The 17,855-nt window shown below is 73.3% G+C and carries 18 protein-coding genes and 2 tRNA genes; 13 read left to right on the top strand and 7 right to left on the bottom strand.

Features of this window, described 5'->3' with window-relative positions:
* Positions 1 to 79: 79 nt before the first annotated feature.
* A complete protein-coding gene (locus tag J4G33_RS03015; protein WP_208054667.1) occupies positions 80 to 895 on the top strand; it encodes a methyltransferase domain-containing protein in 816 nt (271 codons plus the stop codon).
* Here the strand turns inward: J4G33_RS03015 and J4G33_RS03010 are convergent.
* Positions 858 to 1,991 carry a heparan-alpha-glucosaminide N-acetyltransferase domain-containing protein gene (locus J4G33_RS03010; RefSeq protein WP_208054380.1) on the bottom strand — a complete coding sequence of 378 codons (1,134 nt, stop codon included), beginning with the start codon at positions 1,989 to 1,991 and terminating at the stop codon, positions 858 to 860. The two genes, J4G33_RS03015 and J4G33_RS03010, sit on opposite strands and share 38 nt — an antisense overlap.
* Before the next feature lie 62 nt (positions 1,992 to 2,053).
* Here J4G33_RS03010 and J4G33_RS03005 point away from each other — a divergent pair, with 62 nt between their 5' ends.
* The 3 genes from J4G33_RS03005 to J4G33_RS02995 all read left to right on the top strand — a co-directional run bounded on the left by J4G33_RS03005 (position 2,054) and on the right by J4G33_RS02995 (position 5,200).
* Positions 2,054 to 2,836, top strand: coding sequence for a fumarylacetoacetate hydrolase family protein (locus tag J4G33_RS03005; RefSeq protein ID WP_208054379.1), 783 nt, complete (start codon positions 2,054 to 2,056; stop codon positions 2,834 to 2,836).
* Between the two features lie 67 nt (positions 2,837 to 2,903).
* Entirely contained in the window at positions 2,904 to 4,439 is a 1,536-nt protein-coding gene (gene gltX / locus J4G33_RS03000; RefSeq protein ID WP_208054378.1) for a glutamate--tRNA ligase, read from the top strand.
* Between the two features lie 14 nt (positions 4,440 to 4,453).
* Entirely contained in the window at positions 4,454 to 5,200 is a 747-nt protein-coding gene (locus tag J4G33_RS02995) for an HAD family hydrolase (protein ID WP_307793696.1), read from the top strand.
* Here the strand turns inward: J4G33_RS02995 and J4G33_RS02990 are convergent.
* Positions 5,169 to 5,915 carry a maleylpyruvate isomerase N-terminal domain-containing protein gene (locus J4G33_RS02990; RefSeq protein WP_208054376.1) on the bottom strand — a complete coding sequence of 249 codons (747 nt, stop codon included), beginning with the start codon at positions 5,913 to 5,915 and terminating at the stop codon, positions 5,169 to 5,171. The two genes, J4G33_RS02995 and J4G33_RS02990, sit on opposite strands and share 32 nt — an antisense overlap.
* Complete coding sequence (locus tag J4G33_RS02985; RefSeq protein WP_307793695.1) at positions 5,912 to 6,655, bottom strand: class I SAM-dependent methyltransferase; 744 nt, start codon at positions 6,653 to 6,655, stop codon at positions 5,912 to 5,914. Before J4G33_RS02985 ends, J4G33_RS02990 begins: the two co-directional genes overlap by 4 nt.
* A 178-nt stretch (positions 6,656 to 6,833) precedes the next feature.
* Between J4G33_RS02985 and J4G33_RS02980 the strand changes: the two genes are divergently transcribed.
* Together J4G33_RS02980 and J4G33_RS02975 are read left to right on the top strand one after the other, a co-directional pair.
* A tRNA-Gln gene (locus J4G33_RS02980) sits at positions 6,834 to 6,905 on the top strand.
* 101 nt (positions 6,906 to 7,006) lie between these two features.
* Positions 7,007 to 7,079, top strand: a tRNA-Glu gene (locus J4G33_RS02975).
* A gap of 49 nt (positions 7,080 to 7,128) precedes the next feature.
* Here the strand turns inward: J4G33_RS02975 and J4G33_RS02970 are convergent.
* Positions 7,129 to 7,848 (bottom strand): IclR family transcriptional regulator, encoded by a 720-nt coding sequence (locus tag J4G33_RS02970; protein WP_208054374.1) that lies wholly within the window; start codon positions 7,846 to 7,848, stop codon positions 7,129 to 7,131.
* Between the two features lie 99 nt (positions 7,849 to 7,947).
* On the opposite strand from J4G33_RS02970, the gene leuC reads away from it, so the two are divergent.
* The 5 genes from leuC (at position 7,948) to J4G33_RS02945 (ending at position 13,319) form a co-directional block, all read left to right on the top strand.
* On the top strand, positions 7,948 to 9,420 hold the full coding sequence (gene leuC, locus J4G33_RS02965; protein ID WP_208054373.1) for a 3-isopropylmalate dehydratase large subunit: 1,473 nt from the start codon (positions 7,948 to 7,950) through the stop codon (positions 9,418 to 9,420).
* 70 nt (positions 9,421 to 9,490) lie between these two features.
* The gene (gene leuD / locus J4G33_RS02960) at positions 9,491 to 10,153 is read left to right on the top strand and encodes a 3-isopropylmalate dehydratase small subunit (RefSeq protein ID WP_208054372.1); all 663 of its coding nucleotides are present in this window, start codon (positions 9,491 to 9,493) and stop codon (positions 10,151 to 10,153) included.
* A 79-nt stretch (positions 10,154 to 10,232) separates the two neighbouring features.
* The gene (gene murA / locus J4G33_RS02955) at positions 10,233 to 11,549 is read left to right on the top strand and encodes a UDP-N-acetylglucosamine 1-carboxyvinyltransferase (RefSeq protein ID WP_208054371.1); all 1,317 of its coding nucleotides are present in this window, start codon (positions 10,233 to 10,235) and stop codon (positions 11,547 to 11,549) included.
* Positions 11,550 to 11,583: 34 nt separating this feature from the next.
* Complete coding sequence (locus J4G33_RS02950; RefSeq protein WP_208054370.1) at positions 11,584 to 12,309, top strand: lysophospholipid acyltransferase family protein; 726 nt, start codon at positions 11,584 to 11,586, stop codon at positions 12,307 to 12,309.
* Positions 12,306 to 13,319: an NAD(P)H-dependent glycerol-3-phosphate dehydrogenase gene (locus J4G33_RS02945; protein ID WP_208054369.1), complete on the top strand. Its 1,014-nt coding sequence runs from the start codon at positions 12,306 to 12,308 to the stop codon at positions 13,317 to 13,319. Before J4G33_RS02950 ends, J4G33_RS02945 begins: the two co-directional genes overlap by 4 nt.
* Before the next feature lie 18 nt (positions 13,320 to 13,337).
* On the opposite strand, the gene J4G33_RS02940 is transcribed toward J4G33_RS02945, so the two are convergent.
* Complete coding sequence (locus J4G33_RS02940) at positions 13,338 to 14,489, bottom strand: trans-sulfuration enzyme family protein (RefSeq protein WP_208054666.1); 1,152 nt, start codon at positions 14,487 to 14,489, stop codon at positions 13,338 to 13,340.
* 51 nt (positions 14,490 to 14,540) lie between these two features.
* Between J4G33_RS02940 and J4G33_RS02935 the strand changes: the two genes are divergently transcribed.
* Entirely contained in the window at positions 14,541 to 15,680 is a 1,140-nt protein-coding gene (locus J4G33_RS02935) for a D-alanine--D-alanine ligase family protein (protein WP_208054368.1), read from the top strand.
* Between the two features lie 46 nt (positions 15,681 to 15,726).
* Here J4G33_RS02935 and J4G33_RS02930 read toward each other — a convergent pair whose 3' ends face one another.
* A complete protein-coding gene (locus J4G33_RS02930) occupies positions 15,727 to 16,290 on the bottom strand; it encodes a DUF3515 family protein (protein ID WP_208054367.1) in 564 nt (187 codons plus the stop codon).
* A gap of 39 nt (positions 16,291 to 16,329) precedes the next feature.
* Here J4G33_RS02930 and J4G33_RS02925 point away from each other — a divergent pair, with 39 nt between their 5' ends.
* Positions 16,330 to 17,328, top strand: coding sequence for a thiamine-phosphate kinase (locus J4G33_RS02925; RefSeq protein ID WP_208054366.1), 999 nt, complete (start codon positions 16,330 to 16,332; stop codon positions 17,326 to 17,328).
* On the opposite strand, the gene J4G33_RS02920 is transcribed toward J4G33_RS02925, so the two are convergent.
* On the bottom strand, positions 17,313 to 17,834 hold the full coding sequence (locus J4G33_RS02920) for a GNAT family N-acetyltransferase (RefSeq protein WP_208054365.1): 522 nt from the start codon (positions 17,832 to 17,834) through the stop codon (positions 17,313 to 17,315). The genes J4G33_RS02925 and J4G33_RS02920 overlap by 16 nt on opposite strands.
* Positions 17,835 to 17,855: the final 21 nt, after the last annotated feature.

The following is a 17,855-nucleotide window of genomic DNA, read 5'->3' as shown; positions in this document are numbered from 1 at the left end:
GTGGGCCGGTCCCTGTGCCCGAAGGCTGAGACCGAGTGTCTTGTTGCTTGATACGCGGGGCCAGGTACGCCTTACTGGGCTGGTGACCATCCAGGACGTCTACACCCACGGGCACCACGAGAGCGTGCTCCGCGCCCACCGCCGGCGCACCGCCGAGAACTCGGCTGCCTACCTGCTGCCCGCCCTGAGCCCAGGGCTCAGCCTCCTCGACGTGGGGTGCGGCCCCGGCACGGTGACCGCAGACCTCGCGACCCGGGTCGCCCCGGGCGTCGTCGTCGGCGTGGACGCCTCGGAGGCCGTGCTCGACGTCGCCCGCGCGGCAGCCCGCGAGGCCGGCGCCACGAACCTCACCTTCGAGCACGGTGACGCGATGGACCTGCCCTTCCCCGACGACAGCTTCGACGTCGTGCACGCCCATCAGGTGCTCCAGCACCTGAGCGACCCGGTCGGTGCCCTGCGCGAGATGCGCCGGGTGGCCCGGCCCGGGGGAGTGGTCGCGGTCCGCGACGCCGACTACGCCGCGATGACCTGGTACCCGGAGTCCGCCGGCCTGGACGAGTGGCGCGAGCTCTACCACGAGGTCACCACCGCCAACCGGGCCGAGGCCGACGCGGGCCGACGGCTGCTCGCCTGGGTCCGCGAGGCGGGGTTCGACCCCGAAGGCATCACGCCGGGGGCCGACGTCTGGTGCTACGCGACGGCCGAGGACCGCCGGTGGTGGTCAGGGCTGTGGGCCGAGCGCGTCACCGTCTCGGACTTCGCCCGCCAGGCGGTCGAGCACGGTCTGGCCGACGACGTCGCCCTCGAGGCCCTGGCCGAGGCGTGGCGCCAGTGGGGCACCGCCGAGGACGGCTGGTTCACGGTGCTGCACGGCCAGGTCCTGGCCCGGGCCTGAGCGCCTGGTCCTCCCTGCGCGCATCCGCGGTGGCTGGGCCCGCGCCGGGCGCCCCGCGCCGACCGGTGGGGACCAGGGTGTCGGCCGTCCAGGTCGAGGCGAGCGAGAGCAGGTTCTCGAGCGGCCCACGCCCGAGGGCGAGCCGCCACAGCGTCGTCAGGCCGAGGGCCGCCAGCACGAAGGCCGCCAGCACCAGGTTGCTGGGCTCACGGACCACCTCGTCGCCGAGCACGGCGATCACCATGATGTGCCCTGTGTACGCGGTCAGGGCCAGCGCACCCGTCGCGGCCACGGGCGTCACCAGTCGCGGGGCGTACCGTGCCGCGAGCAGGCTCGCCGCGAGGACCAGCAGCACGGCTCCGAGGTTCCCGACCACCTCGGGGGTGGTGTCGGCGTGCGGCTCGCTGGTCAGCAGGGCCCGCAGGGTCCGCTGCTCCGGGTCGAGCACCCGCAGGGCGACGGCCGAGGTGCCGTGACCCACCGCGGCCAGGGCGGCGCCCACCAGGGCCAGGCGCCGCGGCAGGGCACGGTCGGTCAGGTCGAGGCGTCCCAGGGCCAGACCGACGAGGAGGTACGCGGTCCAGACGGCCGCCGGGTAGTACTCACCCACGACGACGTCCACCGGTTGGGGCAGCCCTGCGGCGAAGGGGTCCCCGCGCCGGGCCTCGCGCACCGCCTCGACCACGAGCGGCCCGACCAGGGTCGGCACGGCGGCGAGCAGCAGCAACGAGGGAGGGCGCCACCCCAGGACCGGGATCATGAGGGCGAACATCACGGCGTAGCCCGGCAGGATGACCGCGACCGGCGTGCCCAGAGCGATCAGCAGCGCCCCCAGGGGGATGAGCATCAGGGCGCGCACGAGGATCCGGACCCGGGCGTGGCGTCGTCGGGCGCCCTCGGCGGGCACCGGCCCTCCGCTGAGGAGGGCGGCCGAGAGGCCGGCGAGCAGCGCGAAGGTCGCCGCCGAACGTCCGTCGACCACCTGCAGCCAGCCGGTCGCCGTCCAGAACCGCTCGTCCTCGTCGCCCACGTGCGCGGCGAACATCCCCAGGACGGCCAGGCCCCGGGCCACGTCGGCTCCCACCACACGCTGCACCCGCGCAGCCTACGTCGGCCACCTCCCGCGGCACGGACCGGCGCCCCGGCTACGCTGCGCAGATGCGCATCGCCAGGTTCACCACCGGAGGAGACCCCCGCTTCGCCCTCGTCGACGGCGAGCCCGGGGCCGAGGAGCTCGTCGTCATCAGCGGCGACCCGATCTACATGCCCGTCCAGCCCACCGGGGAGCGGATCCCCGTCACCGACGACGTGCGGTTCCTGTCCCCGGTCATCCCCCGGTCGAAGATCGTGGGCGTCGGCCGGAACTACGCCGACCACGCGGCCGAGATGGGCAACGAGCTGCCCGTCAGCCCGTTGCTCTTCTTCAAGCCCAACACGAGCGTGATCGGCCCGGACGACCCGATCGTGCTGCCCTCGTGGTCCGCGGACGTGCACCACGAGGCCGAGCTCGCGGTCGTCATCGGCAAGGTGACCAAGGAGGTCACCCCGGACCGCGCCCTCGAGCACGTCTTCGGGTTCACGGTCGCGAACGACGTCACCGCGCGCGACATCCAGCGCTCGGACGACCAGTGGAGCCGTGCCAAGGGGTTCGACGGGTCCTGCCCGCTCGGCCCGTGGGTGGTTCCCGGGCTCGACGTGGACGACCTCGCCGTGCTCGCGCGGGTCAACGGTGAGACCAAGCAGGACGGCCGCACCGCTGACCTCGTCTTCGACGTGCCGTTCCTCATCTCCTACATCTCGCAGGCGTTCACGCTCCTGCCGGGTGACGTCATCCTCACCGGCACCCCGGCCGGCGTCGGGCCCGTGGTCCACGGGGACGTCGTCGAGTGCGAGGTCGAGGGCATCGGCGTGCTCCGCAACCCGGTGCTGCGCCGCGACTGACCGGAGGATCCGCGACGGTCCGGGTCGCGAGGGTGTGGCGGGCGCGCGCCGATAGGCTGGACGCACCATGTCTGAGAACCTCGCCACGCCCTCCGCCCCGACCGCCGCGCCCTCGGGCGACCAGGTCCGGGTCCGCTTCTGCCCCTCACCCACCGGCACGCCCCACGTGGGGCTCATCCGCACGGCCCTGTTCAACTGGGCCTACGCGCGGCACACCGGGGGCACCTTCGTCTTCCGCATCGAGGACACCGACGCCGCCCGGGACAGCCAGGAGAGCTACGAGCAGCTCCTGGACGCCCTGCGCTGGCTCGGCCTCGACTGGGACGAGGGGGTCGAGGTCGGCGGGCCGCACGCCCCCTACCGTCAGTCCGAGCGGATGGATGTCTACGCCGACGTCGCCCGGCGGCTGCTCGAGGCGGGCTACGCCTACGAGTCCTTCTCGACCCCTGAGGAGGTCGAGGCCCGCCACCGCGCTGCCGGCCGGGACCCCAAGCTGGGCTACGACGGGTTCGACCGGGACCTCACCGAGGAGCAGCGCGCGGCGTTCCGTGCCGAGGGCCGCGAGCCCGTCCTGCGGATCCGCATGCCCGAGGAGGACGTCGTCTTCACCGACCTGGTGCGCGGCGAGCTGAGCTTCGCGGGCGGCTCGGTCCCGGACTTCGTCATCGTGCGGGGCAACGGGCAGCCGCTCTACACCCTGACCAACCCGGTCGACGACGCGCTCATGGGCATCACGCACGTGCTGCGCGGCGAGGACCTGCTCTCGTCGACGCCGCGCCAGGTCGTCCTCTTCCGGGCCCTGGTGGCCCTCGGCGTCGCGAGCGTCGAGCCCGTGTACGGGCACATGCCCTACGTCATGGGGGAGGGCAACAAGAAGCTCTCGAAGCGCGACCCGGAGTCCAACCTCTTCCTGCACCGCGAGCGGGGCTTCACCCCTGAGGGGCTGCTCAACTACCTGGCCCTGCTCGGGTGGTCGATCGCCCCCGACAACGACATCTTCACCGTCGCGGAGATGGTGGCGGCCTTCGACGTCGCGGACGTCAACCCCAACCCGGCGCGCTTCGACGTCAAGAAGGCCGAGTCGATCAACGGGACCCACGTCCGGATGCTCGCCGCCGAGGACTTCCGTGGGCGCGTCGTGCCGTACCTGCACGACGCCGGGCTGGTGTCGGCCCGGGAGCACGACGCCCTCCGGCCCGAGGAGCAGGCGGTCCTCGCAGCCGCCGCGCCGCTGGTCCAGGAGCGCATCGCACTGCTCGGCGAGGCCGTCCCGATGCTCGGCTTCCTCCTGGTGCCCGACGACGCCCTCGAGGTCACCGAGGACGCCCGCGGGGCCCTCCGCGACGGCGCCGCCGACGTGCTCGACGCCGCGACCGCCGCCCTGGCGGCGATCCCCGCCGAGGGGTTCACGACCGAGGCCGTCCAGGGGGCGCTCACAGCGGCCCTGGTCGAGGACCTGGGCATCAAGCCGCGCCTGGCCTTCACCCCCCTGCGGGTGGCTGTCTCGGGCCGCCGCGTCTCGCCGCCGCTCTTCGAGTCCCTCGAGATCCTCGGCCGGGACTCGAGCCTCGCGCGGATCGCTGCGCTGCGCGCCAGCCTGTGACGGTGGGGTCGTCCGTGCCGGTCGGACGTCGGGTCGACGGTGTCCTGTTCGACATCGACGACACCCTGGTCGACACCCGGGGGGCCTTCGGTGCGGCGCTCACCGAGATCGTCACGACCTACCTGCCCCAGGCTGCGAGCCGCCGGGACGAGGTGCTCGCCCACTGGCGGGCCGACGTCGACGGGCACTATGCGCGGTACACCCGTGGTGAGCTCGGCTACCGCGAGCAGCGCATGGCCCGCGCCAACGCCCTGCACGCCGAGTTCGGCGGTGCGGTGCTCGACGAGGCGAGGTACCGGGCCTGGGACGAGGTCTTCGAGAAGGGCTTCTCCTCGGCGTGGACGGCCCATGCCGAGGCGGCTGCAGCGGTCGACGCCCTGATCTCGGGCGGGATCTCTGTCGGGGCGTTGTCGAACGCCGACGTCGCGTACCAGACCGGCAAGCTCGAGCGGGTCGGCCTCGGCGCGAGGGTACCGATGCTCGTGGGCGTCGACACGCTCGGCGTCGGCAAGCCCGACCCGGCGGTGTTCCTCGAGGCCTGCCGCCGGCTGGGGACCGTGCCGTCGCGCACCGCCTACGTCGGGGACGAGCTCGACGTCGACGCCCGGGCGGCGGTCGGGGCCGGACTGCTCGGGGTGTGGGTGGACCGCCCCGGGCCGCGTCGTCTCCCGATCTCCCAGGACGAGGTGCAGGCCGCTCGGGCCGCCGGGGTCGAGGGCGTCCGGTCCCTCAGCGAGCTCCCGGCCCTCCTGGGGCTCTGACGGGGCCCGCGAGGCCCACGTCCGAGGGGGTCTGGGCCCGGGGGAGCCAGTGGTCCCTCCGGGGGCGGGTCGTGATGCCGGGCAGCGCGAGGGGGAGCCGACCGGTGCACCACAGGAGCGTGAGGCCGGGGTCGGTCGCGGTGGCCTGGGTCGGTGCGTCGGGGAAGAGTCGTCGCACGGCTGCCGCCGCGGGGCCCGCGGGCAGGTCCGGGCGCGTGCCGAGCCCTGTCAGGAGGTCGTGGCCGTGGACGAGGGTCTCCAGGATGCCGACGGCCGCGTACCCCGTGCGGTCGGTCACGCCCCACGGGTGGTAGGCGCGCACGTCGTCGTCGGTCGCGGCCAGGGTGTCACCCATCAGGTGCCCGAGGGTGCGCAGGCTCGCCACGATGCCGGGTGTCCCCGCCTCGGTGGTCACGGCGACGAGGTCGGCCCCGCCGGTGGGGGAGGTCAGGGGGAGGTAGTCCTCGCGCGCCCAGGTGCTCGCTCGTGCACCCGTCAGCTGCAGGGCGTACGCGAGGAGGTCGTCGCACAGGTGCTCGACGGTTCGGCGACAGGTCCACTCGAGGCCCGCAGCAGGAAGGTCCCAGTCGGCCTCGGGCACCTCGAGGAGGTGGTCGGCGAGCCAGCCGACCGCGTCCACCAGCCGCGCGGCGTCCTCGTGCGGACCTGCCGCCGCTGTCGCTGCTGCCGCTGCCCGCCCTCCCGCGCCGCTCACCGCAGGCGGGCGCGCCAGCAGGTCGCCCGGTAGGGCAGGTCGACGTGATCGCGACCGGCGAGGTCGGGATGGGTGCGTGCGAGCTCGTCGACCGCGGTGAGCAGCGCCTCCCTCTCCGCGGTCGGGAGGGTGAGGGTGTGGCTCCGGGAGGCGGCGAGGGTGCGAAGGTCCGCGGGTCGGAGGCGGTGGGTCCAGGGGAACCGGGCGTGCTCGATCGGCGCGAACTGCTCGTCGAGCACGGGCTCGCGGTGCGAGGGGGCGAGCGTGTCGCCCTCGTGGATGATCCGCGTGAACTGGTCGACCCAGTCGACCCGGTGGTCCCGCACGTTCCACACCACGCTGAGGTGGCCGCCGGGGCGCAGCACACGCGCGACCTCGGGGACGGTGTGCCGGGGGGAGAACCAGTGCCAGGCCTGCGCGACCACGACGGCGTCGACCGAGGAGTCGGGCACCGGGATCGCCTCGGCGGTGCCCGCCAGGGTCCAGACCCCCGGGACCGTGCGCTCGAGCTCGGCGCGCATGCCGTGCGAGGGCTCGACCGCGGTCACCGTGTGGCCCAGGGCGATGAGGCGCGACGTGAGCTTGCCCGTCCCGGCGGCCAGGTCGACGACGCGACAGCCGGCGCCCGGGACGAGCCAGCGTGCGGCGTCGTCGGGATAGCCGGGGCGGGCCTGACCGTAGGCGGCGACGCCCAGGTCGAAGGAGGCCGCGCGGTCGCGCGAGGGTGTGTCGATGGTCACCTCGCCATGGTCCCACGAGCATGCGGACAGGCACCACGCCGGGCCGGCGGCAGGGTCCGGGCACGCTGCCGCGTCGGCGGGTTTGGCGCACCTGCTCTGCTCAGGTAGAGTTCCCCGCCGGTACGACATCCGGTCACAAGGCCTCGACGAGGCCCACTGATCGGGGGTTATACCCCCATGGGGTATGGTGTAATTGGCAGCACGAGTGATTCTGGTTCACTTAGTCTAGGTTCGAGTCCTGGTACCCCAGCGCACGTCGTCGGCCGCTCCGCTCGCGGATCGGTGGTCATCGGCGCGCTGAGCATGTTGTAGAGTTCTCGCGGTCGATCCCCCCGGGGAGAGATCGTCTAGGCCCCCATCGTCTAGAGGCCTAGGACGCCGCCCTCTCACGGCGGTAACAGGGGTTCGAATCCCCTTGGGGGTACAGCAGAAGGCCCGGTCACCACTGGTGACCGGGCCTTCGTCGTTCTCCGCTACTCGCCGGTGCGGCGCAGCACCTCGGTGAGGCGGTTCGCGGCCGCGACCACCGACCCGGCGTGCAGGCGCCCGGGCTGACGGCTCAGGCGCTCGACCGGACCCGAGATGGACACGGCGGCGACGACCCGACCTGAGGGGCCTCGCACCGGGGCTGAGACCGAGGCGACCCCCGCCTCGCGCTCGGAGACGGACTGCGCCCAGCCTCGACGCCGGACGCCCGAGAGGATCGTTGCGGTGAACTTGGCGCCCTGGAGCCCGCGGTGGAGGCGGTCGGGCTCCTCCCAGGCGAGGAGGATCTGCGCGGCCGAGCCGGCCTGCATGGTCAAGGTCGCGCCGACCGGGATCGAGTCGCGCAGGCCGATCGGGCGCTCGGCGGCCGCGACGCAGATGCGCTGGTCTCCCTGGCGGCGGTAGAGCTGGGCGCTCTCGCCGCAGTGGTCGCGCAGGGCGGTCAGGACGGGGGTGGCCGCCGCGAGGAGGCGGTCCTCGCCGGCTGCGGTGCTGAGCTCGGAGAGCCGCGGCCCGAGCACGAACCGACCCTGCATGTCCCGCGCGACGAGCCGGTGGTGCTCGAGCGCCACGGCGAGGCGATGGGCGGTCGGTCGGGCAAGATGGGTGGCGGCGACCAGCTGGGCGAGGGTCGCAGGGCCGGCCTCGAGAGCGCTGAGGACGGATGCGGCCTTGTCCAGCACGCCGACTCCGCTAGAGTTGTCCATAGGTCGATATTGGCGTCTCGCGCACTGAGACGCAAGTGCCTCGGCCGGATTGGTACCCGGGCCACCCTTCCGGGAGTGACATCGACGAGGGAGCATCACATGGCGGGCACGCTGGCAGAGAAGGTCTGGGACGCGCACATCGTGCGCCGGGGCACCGACGGAGCCCCTGACCTGCTCTACATCGACCTCCATCTCGTGCACGAGGTGACCAGCCCGCAGGCCTTCGAAGGGCTGCGGCTCGCGGGGAGGCCCGTGCGTCGACCGGACCTCACCATCGCGACCGAGGACCACAACACCCCGACCCTCGACATCGACCGACCGATCGCGGACCTCACGAGCCGGACGCAGATCCAGACCCTGCGCAACAACGCTGCCGAGTTCGGCGTGCGGCTGCACTCCCTGGGTGACGCCGACCAGGGCATCGTGCACCAGGTGGGCCCCCAGCTCGGCCTGACCATGCCCGGCCTCACGGTCGTCTGCGGCGACTCGCACACCTCGACCCACGGAGCCTTCGGCGCCCTCGCCTTCGGCATCGGCACCAGCGAGGTCGAGCACGTCCTGGCCACGCAGACCCTCCCGCTCGCGCCGTTCAAGACGATGGCGATCACGGTCGACGGCGAGCTGCCCAAGGGTGCGACCTCGAAGGACATCATCCTGGCGATCATCGCCAAGATCGGCACCGGCGGCGGTCAGGGCTACGTGCTCGAGTACCGCGGCGAGGCGATCCGCGCGCTGTCCATGGAGGCGCGGATGACCATCTGCAACATGTCCATCGAGGCCGGTGCCCGCGCCGGGATGATCGCCCCGGACGAGACCACCTTCGAGTACCTCAAGGGTCGGCCGCACGCCCCCGAGGGGGCCGACTGGGACGCAGCCGTCGAGTACTGGAGCACGCTGCGCAGCGACGACGACGCCGTCTTCGACACCGAGGTGGTCCTCCGGGCCTCTGACCTCGAGCCCTTCGTCACCTGGGGCACCAACCCGGGCCAGGGCCTCCCGCTGTCGAGCAACGTCCCCGTCCCGTCCGAGATCGCCGACGAGAACGAGCGCGTCGCCGCCGAGCGGGCCCTGGAGTACATGGGTCTCGAGCCCGGCATGCCCCTGCGGGACATCGCGGTCGACACGGTCTTCATCGGCTCGTGCACCAACGGCCGGATCGAGGACCTCCGCTCGGTCGCCAAGCTCGTCAAGGGCCGCAAGAAGGCCGACTCGCTGCGGGTCCTCGTGGTGCCGTCCTCGGCCCGCGTGCGGCTCCAGGCCGAGGCCGAGGGGCTCGACCAGATCTTCCTGGACTTCGGTGCCGAGTGGCGCAACGCCGGCTGCTCGATGTGCCTCGGCATGAACCCCGACCAGCTCGCGCCGGGGGAGCGCAGCGCCTCGACCTCCAACCGGAACTTCGAGGGCCGCCAGGGCAAGGGCGGCCGCACGCACCTCGTCTCGCCCCTCGTGGCCGGCGCGACGGCCATCCGGGGCACCCTCTCCTCGGTGGCCGACCTCGGGCCCGACGTCGAGGTGCCGGACGGCTCGCCGCTCGAGGGCGCGCCCGTCGCCGACGCCCGCCAGTCCGCCTGAGACCCCCAGTAACCGGTCCGACGCCGCGGTCATCTCCGCAGCGCGTCGACACGAAGGAAGCGTGAGAACGATGGAGAAGTTCAGCCAGCACACCGGCGTCGGGGTCCCGCTGCGCCGCAGCAACGTCGACACCGACCAGATCATCCCCGCGGTCTACCTCAAGCGCGTGACCCGCACCGGGTTCGAGGACGCCCTGTTCGCCGCCTGGCGGGGTGACCCGGAGTTCGTGCTCAACCAGGACGCGTACCGCAGCGGCTCCGTCCTGGTGGCCGGGCCCGACTTCGGTACCGGCTCCTCGCGCGAGCACGCGGTGTGGGCGCTCAAGGACTACGGCTTCCGGGCGGTCCTGTCGACGCGCTTCGCCGACATCTTCCGGGGGAACTCCGGCAAGCAGGGCCTGCTCGCCGCCCAGGTCGCCCAGGAGGACATCGAGCTGCTGTGGAAGGTCCTCGAGGCCCGGCCCGGCACCGAGGTGACCGTCGACCTGGTCGCCAAGCAGGCGCGGGCCGACGACGTCGTGGTGCCCTTCGAGGTCGACGACTACACCCGGTGGCGCCTCATGGAGGGCCTGGACGACATCGGCCTGACCCTCAAGCACGAGGGCGAGATCACCGAGTTCGAGGCCACGCGTGCGTCGTGGCGCCCCCTGACCCTGCCGGCCAAGCACCTCCCCCCGGTCGAGGTCGTCGCGGCGCGCCCGGTGCTGCGCCACGGGGACGACGCGCTCGCCTGACCATGCCCCGGACCCCTCTGTGACGCAGGACTCGTGGGCGAGATATGACGTTCTGGGCGTCGTAGGTGACGATAGGCCCATGAACGACGTCCTCTACGTCAACGGCGGCGCCCCGCTCCACGGTGAGATCACCGTCCGCGGCGCCAAGAACTTCGTCTCGAAGGCCATGGTGGCCGCGCTGCTGGGGGAGACTCCCAGCGAGCTGCGCAACGTCCCGGTCATCCGGGACGTCGGTGTCGTGACCGGCCTCCTCGAGCTGCACGGGGTCACGGTCGACGCCGACGTCGCCGGCGGGGTGCTGCGCCTGGACCCGAGCAACGTCGAGTCCGCGCACGTGGCGGACATCGACGCGCACGCGGGGTCGAGCCGGATCCCGATCCTGTTCTGCGGACCCCTGCTGCACCGCCTCGGCGAGGCGTTCATCCCCGACCTGGGTGGCTGCCGCATCGGTGACCGACCCATCAACTACCACCTCGACATCCTGCGGCAGTTCGGAGCCGAGGTGGACAAGCGTGAGCAGGGCATCCACATCCGCGCTCCCCGGGGGCTGCACGGGACCAAGATCACGCTGCCCTACCCGAGCGTCGGGGCGACCGAGCAGCTGCTGCTCACGGCCGTCCGTGCCGAGGGGATCACCGAGCTCTCGAACGCGGCCATCGAGCCCGAGATCCTCGACCTGATCAACGTGCTGCAGAAGATGGGCGCGATCATCTCGGTCGACACCGACCGGGTGATCCGGATCGAGGGCGTGCCGCGTCTGACCGGGTACCGGCACACCGCGCTCTCGGACCGCATCGAGGCGGCGTCGTGGGCCTCGGCCGCCCTCGCCACCGCCGGCGACATCAAGGTCAAGGGTGCGACCCAGCCCGAGATGACCGCCTTCCTCAACACGTTCCGGAAGGTGGGGGGCGAGTTCGACGTCGAGGAGGACGGCATCCGCTTCTTCCACCCCGGCGGTGACCTGAGCTCGATCGTCCTCGAGACCGACGTGCACCCGGGCTTCATGACCGACTGGCAGCAGCCCCTCGTCGTGGCGCTGACCCAGGCCAAGGGCCTGTCCATCGTCCACGAGACCGTCTACGAGAACCGTTTCGGGTTCACCGACGCGCTGCGCGGCATGGGGGCCACGATCCAGGTGTACCGCGAGTGCCTCGGCGGTCACCCGTGCCGCTTCGGGCAGCGGAACTTCTACCACTCGGCCGTGATCTCGGGACCCACGCCCCTGGCCGCCGCCGAGATCGAGGTCCCGGACCTGCGTGGCGGCTTCAGCCACCTCATCGCGGCCCTCGCGGCCAAGGGCACCTCGCAGGTCCGTGGCATCGGGCTGATCGACCGCGGGTACGAGCACTTCATGGACAAGCTCGAGGCCCTGGGCGCCGAGTTCAGCCGAGAGTGAGCCAGGGCCCGGGGGCCGAGTAGCATCGGCTCCCGTGCCCGCACCGCAGCGCTCCAACCGCGCCTACCGCAATGTCGCACGGGTCGTGCGTCCCCTCCTGTTCGCCGTCACGCGCCGGGAGTGGCGCGGCGGGGAGCACCTGAGCCAGCCCGGCGGCTTCATCGCAGCGGCGAACCACATGACGAACGTCGACCCGTTGACCTTCGCCCACTTCCTGTACGACCAGGGCGTCGCGCCCAAGATCCTCGCCAAGTCCTCGCTCTTCTCCGTCCCCGTGCTGGGCACGGTGCTGCGCGCCACCGGGCAGATCCCGGTCTACCGGAACTCGGCCGCGGCCGGTCGCTCGCTGGGCGCCGCCGTCGAGGCTCTCGAGGCAGGCGAGTGCGTGGCGGTCTTCCCCGAGGGCACCCTGACGCGGGACCCCGACCTGTGGCCGATGGCGGGCAAGACCGGCGTCGCCCGCCTTGCCCTGACCACGCGCGCCCCGGTGGTGCCGATCGCCCAGTGGGGGGCCCAGAGCCTGCTCGGCAGGTACTCCAAGGTCGTGAGGCCTGTCCCGCGCAAGCTGGTCACGGTGGTCGCGGGCCCGCCCGTCGACCTGTCCGACCTGTACGGCAGGCCCCAGGACAGCCAGGTGCTGCGGGAGGCGACCGAGCGCGTCATGGCCGCGATCACCGAGCTGCTCGAGGAGATCCGCGAGGAGCAGGCCCCGCCCGAGCGGTACGTCTGGCGTCGTCACGGCGGGGAGGGGGTCGCGTGACCCTCCCGATCACCCGGACGGCCGTCCTCGGTGCGGGGAGCTGGGGCACGACCTTCGCCGCCGTGCTCGCCGACGCCGGGCGAGAGGTCACGGTCTGGGGCCGTCGGGCGGAGGTCTGCGAGCAGATCGACACCGAGCACCGCAACGAGCGCTCGCTGCCGGGCATCGACCTGCCCCGGGGGGTGCGCGCGACCACCGAGGCCGCGCAGGCCCTCGCGGGCGCCCAGCTCGTCGCGGTCGCCGTCCCCGCTCAGAGCGCCCGGGCGACCTTGGCCCCGCTCGCCCCGCTGATCGAGCCCGGGGCCGTCGTGGTCTCCCTCATGAAGGGGGTCGAGCTCAGCTCGGACCGTCGCATGAGCGAGGTGCTGCGCGAGGCCCTCGCCCTGCCCGCGGACAGGGTGGCTGTCGTCTCGGGGCCGAACCTCGCCCGGGAGATCGCCCAACGGCAGCCCACGGCGACCGTGGTCGCGTCGACCGACGAAGGGACCGCGCAGCGGGTCGCGGCCTCCTGCGCCTCGGGGTACTTCCGTCCCTACACGAACACCGACGTCGTGGGCGTCGAGCTGTGCGGGGCGGTCAAGAACGTCATCGCCGTCGCGGTCGGCATCGCCCAGGGCCGGGGCTTCGGGCACAACACGATGGCCACCGTCATCACGCGGGGGCTCGCCGAGATCACCCGCCTCGGCCTCGCCCTCGGGGCCGACGCCGAGACGTTCTCGGGCCTGGCCGGCATGGGTGACCTGGTCGCGACCTGTGCGTCGCCGCTCTCCCGCAACCACACCCTGGGCGTGCACGTCGGCCAGGGCACGAGCCTCGAGGAGGCGGTCCTCGCCACCGGGGGGACCGCGGAAGGGGTCAAGTCCTCGACCTCGGTGCTCGAGCTCGCCGTGAGCGTCGGGGTGGAGATGCCGATCACCTCGGCCGTGGTCGACGTGCTGCACCACGGGCTGCCCGTGGACCAGATGGCCCAGCTGCTGCTCGCCAGGCCCCACAAGGCCGAGCGCGCCTGACGCCGCTGGGGTGTCCCCTCAGCCGCGCAGGGCCTGGTCCAGGTCCCGCCAGAGGTCCTCGACGTCCTCGATGCCGACCGAGAGCCGGAGCAGGTCCTCGGGGACGGTGACGGACTCGGTGGGGAACCGGCGACGACGCTCGAGGCTCGACTCGACCCCGCCCAGGCTGGTCGCGGGCACCCACAGCCGCACCCGGTCCACCACGGCGTCCGCGGCGGCCGCCCCGCCGCGGGGGCGCAGGCCGAGGATCGACCCGTGCCCCGTCAGCAGACGTGAGGCCCGTTCGTGACCCGGGTCGTCGGGCAGGCTCGTGTGCCGGACCTGGGCCACCGCGGGATGCTCGGCAAGCCGGGCCGCGAGGGTCTCCGCGGTGCGCTGGGAGCGCTCGACGCGCAGGGCGAGGGTGCGCAGACCCCGCAGCGCGAGCCAGACCTCGAAGGGCCCCGCGATCGCGCCGTGCACCGTGCGGAAGGTGGCGAGCCGCTCGCGCAGGGAAGGGTCGGAGGTCACGACCGCCCCGAGCACGACGTCGGAGTGCCCCGCGAGGTACTTGGTCACCGAGTGCACGACGACGTCGGCCCCGACAGCGAGGGGCTGCTGGCCGAGCGGCGTCGCGAAGGTGTTGTCGACGGCGACCAGGGCCCCGACCTCGTGCGCGCCGGCGACGAGGGCCGGCAGGTCGGCGACCTCGAGCATCGGGTTGGTGGGGGACTCGACCCAGAGCATGCTCGCCGGACCCTGACCGTCGGCCCCCCGGACCGCAGCGAGCACCGCCTCGGTGTCGGCGATGTCGACCAGCTCACGCTCCCAGCCGTGCCGGACGGTGAGGTCCTCGGTCAGGGCGAGGCTCATCTGGTACGAGTGCCGCGGCATGACGACGCGGCCGCCGGACGGCACCAGGGCCAGCGTCGCGGCGATCGCAGCCATGCCCGAGCCCAGGACGAGGGCGGGCAGCGCCGAGCGCTCGAGCTCTCCCAGGGCCACCTCGAAAGGGGTCCACGTCTCGGTGCCGTTGCGCGTGTAGAGCAGCTCTCCGGGGCCGGGGGTCCCGGCCGAGACGTACGTCGAGGACAGCACGACCGGCGGGTTGACCGGCCCGCCCTGCTCGCGGGGCGGGCGGCCGGCGGTCACGGCGGTCGTGGCGGGGGACAGGGGGGTGCTTGCGTGCAGGCTCACCGCCGCAGCGTACGACAGCGCGGCGGGCCGGTAGGGTCATCCGCGATGGACGCCACCCCTGCCCCCACCCCTGCGCGCCCACGGGTCGCCGTCGTCTTCGGCGGACGCTCGGGAGAGCACGCGATCAGCTGCGTGACAGCCGCGGGGGTGCTCCGCGCGATCGACCGCGCCCGCTACGACGTCGTCCCGGTGGGGATCACCCGGACGGGCCGCTGGGTGCTCGTCGAGGACGACCCCGCCCGCTGGGAGATCACCGACGGGCAGCTCCCCGAGGTGCTGGCGGGCACCGGCTCGGCCGAGGTGCTCCTCCCGCGGGCCACCGACGACGACGGTGCGCTGACCCTCGTCCCTGGGACGGTGCCCTCGAGCCTGGGCACCGTCGACGTCGTCCTCCCGCTCCTGCACGGTCCCTACGGCGAGGACGGCACCGTCCAGGGGATGCTCGACCTCGCCGGCATCCGGTACGTCGGCGCCGGGGTGCTGGCCTCGGCCGTCGGCATGGACAAGCACTACATGAAGCTCGTCCTGGCGGGGCAGGGCGTCCCGGTCGCCCCCTACGTCGTCCTGCGGCCCGGTCAGTGGGAGCGGGACCCGGCGACCTGGACCGCGACCGTCGAGGCCCTGGGGCTGCCGGTTTTCGTCAAGCCCGCCCGGGCCGGCTCGAGCCTGGGCATCTCCCGGGTCGACGACCTCGCCGACCTCCCCGCAGCGGTCCGCGCCGCGCAGGAGCACGATCCCAAGGTCCTCGTCGAGGCCGGGGTGAGCGGCCGAGAGATCGAGTGCGCAGTCCTCCAGGGCCGGGACGGCGCGCCCCCGCGCACCTCCGTCCCGGGCGAGATCGTCGTGAGCGACGCGGGGCACACCTTCTACGACTTCGAGGCCAAGTACCTCGACCAGGACGGCGTGGTGCTCCGCTGCCCGGCCGACCTGCCCGAGGAGATCGCCGCCCGCGTGCGTGACCTCGCGGCCCAGACCTTCGAGGCCGTCGGCTGCGAGGGCCTGGCGCGGGTCGACACCTTCGTGACCGGGGACGGCGAGGTCGTGGTCAACGAGATCAACACCATGCCGGGGTTCACGCCCTTCTCGATGTACCCCCGCCTGTGGGAGTCGAGCGGGCTCGGGTACGCCGAACTGATCGACGAGCTGCTCCAGCTCGCCCTCGCGCGGACCACCGGGCTGCGCTGATCCACGTCGAGCGACTGCTGGAGGCCTGCGCCGAAGGGCAGGGGCTCTAGGAGCAGAAGCGCGTCTGCTCGACCTGCTCGATCGCCGGACCGAGGTCGAGCAGGAAGGACGTGGACCGTTCGCTCGTGACCTCGGCGGGCACGCTGACCTCGACCGCGGGCTCACGACCATAGGTCGTGAAGAGCCAGTCGGCCCCGCCCTCGGCGTCCTCGGGCCCGCTGACCGCGACCCAGTCGATGCTCGTCGTGCCGTCGTCGGCCGCGACGCACTGGTCGGTGGTCGGGCCGAGGGGGGTGACGCCGCAGCGCAGGACGACGGGGCTCGACCTGTCCCCCCAGGCCACGGTGGCCTGGGACCCGGTGCGCAACCGTTCGAGGCCCTCGAGGTCCGTGGGGAGGGCCAGGACGACCTCGGCGCACAGCGGGTCCGCCGCTGCCGGGGCGACGGGCACGGTGACGGGGGTCGTGCAGCCGGCGAGCAGGGCGGCCGCGACGGCCGTCCCCGCGAGGCCGGCACTCCTGCGGGACCTGCGCCGCGCGCGGGGTGCGGACCGCGGCGGGCCGGAGGCCGGGTGGGCAGACGAGCGGGGTGGGCAGGGGCGGACGGGCACGGGATCACCGTAACCGCCGTCCTGGGTAGCGTGAGACCTGTGGACCACGTCGAGACCGTCGCCGAACTCGGCGAGGACGCCCTGCTTGCTCGGATCTTCCCGCTGCTGCCGAGCTCGTCGGCGACCCTCCTGGGCCCAGGGGACGACGCCGCCGTGCTCGCGGCCCCCGACGGTCGCGTCGTCGTCTCGACCGACGTGCTGGTCGAGGGGCGCCACTTCCGCCGGGCGTGGTCCTCGGGGTACGACGTCGGCTGGCGGGCCGCGGTCCAGAACCTCGCGGACGTCGCGGCGATGGGCGCCCGGCCCACGGGACTGGTGGTCGCCCTCGTCGCCCCGGGCGACCTGCCCGTCGAGTGGGCCCTGGACCTGGCCCGGGGGCTGGCGGCGGCGGGCGCCCCGCACGGGGCCGGCGTCGTGGGGGGAGACCTCTCGGGAGGGACCGAGGTGGTCGTGGCCGTGACCGTGCACGGCGACCTCGAGGGTCGCGCTCCGGTGCTGCGCTCGGGGGCGCAGCCCGGGGACCACGTCGCGCACAGCGGCGCGCTGGGTCGCTCGGCGGCAGGTCTGGCCCTGCTCGAGGCGGGCCTCGGTGAGGCGGTCGGGTGCGCCGACCTCGTCCAGGGCTACCTCCGGCCCGTGTCACCCCTCGCCACGGCGGTCTCGGCGGCCCGCGCGGGAGCCCGCGCGATGCTCGACGTGTCCGACGGGCTCCTGCGTGACGCGGGTCGGATCGCCCGCGCCAGCGGGGTCGTGATCGATCTCGCCGCACCGGCCCTGGCCCTCGCGCGCGAGCTCGACGCCCTGAGCCCGGCAGCCTCGGCCCTCGGCGCGGACCCGCTCGCCTGGCTGCTCACCGGCGGTGAGGACCACGGGTTCCTGGCGACGTTCCCCTCCGCGGACCTGCCGGAGGGCTTCGTCCCCGTGGGACGCGTGCGGGAGGGGGAACCCGCGGTGCTGGTCGACGGCGGTCCGCCCCCGGTCGCCGGGACCGGGTGGGACCACTTCACGCCAGGCGCGGGGGCTCAGCCCTTGCGGTAGCGCATCTCGCGGAGCTGGTCGCCACCGAACTCCTCGACACGCTCGACGCCGTCGGCCGAGAAGCCGTGCCGACGGTAGAAGTGCCGCGCTCGCTCGTTGGCCGCGGGGACCCAGAGCGTGACGGGCACTCCCTCCGGGACGTCGGCGAGGACCGTGCGCATCAGCTCCCTCGCGATGCCGTGCCCCCAGGCTGACGGGTCGAGGTAGATCGTGTAGATCTGCAGCGCTGAACGATCGGCGTCCTCGTCGAGGCTCGGTCCCATCGAGGCGAAACCGACGACGCGGCCCTCGTTCTCGGCCACCCACACGGACGTGCTCGTGTTCGAGCTGTCGAGGAGCTCGCTCCACCACGCTGCCCGCGCCGAGACGTCGAGCTTCGCGAGGTAGTCCTCGTCGATCACCCCTGTGTACGCCTGCCGCCAGGAGGCCACGTGCACCTCGGCGATAGCGCGTGCGTCGTCATCGGTCGCCGGCCGGATCACCATGTCGGTGAGGTCGTCCACCATGACGGCCACCCTGCCATCTGG

The organism is Actinotalea soli (genome assembly GCF_017565425.1).
GTDB classification, from domain to species: Bacteria; Actinomycetota; Actinomycetes; order Actinomycetales; family Cellulomonadaceae; genus Actinotalea; species Actinotalea soli.
Note: the sequence above shows the minus strand (reverse complement) of the source record. Positions and strands in the feature narration are given on the sequence as shown.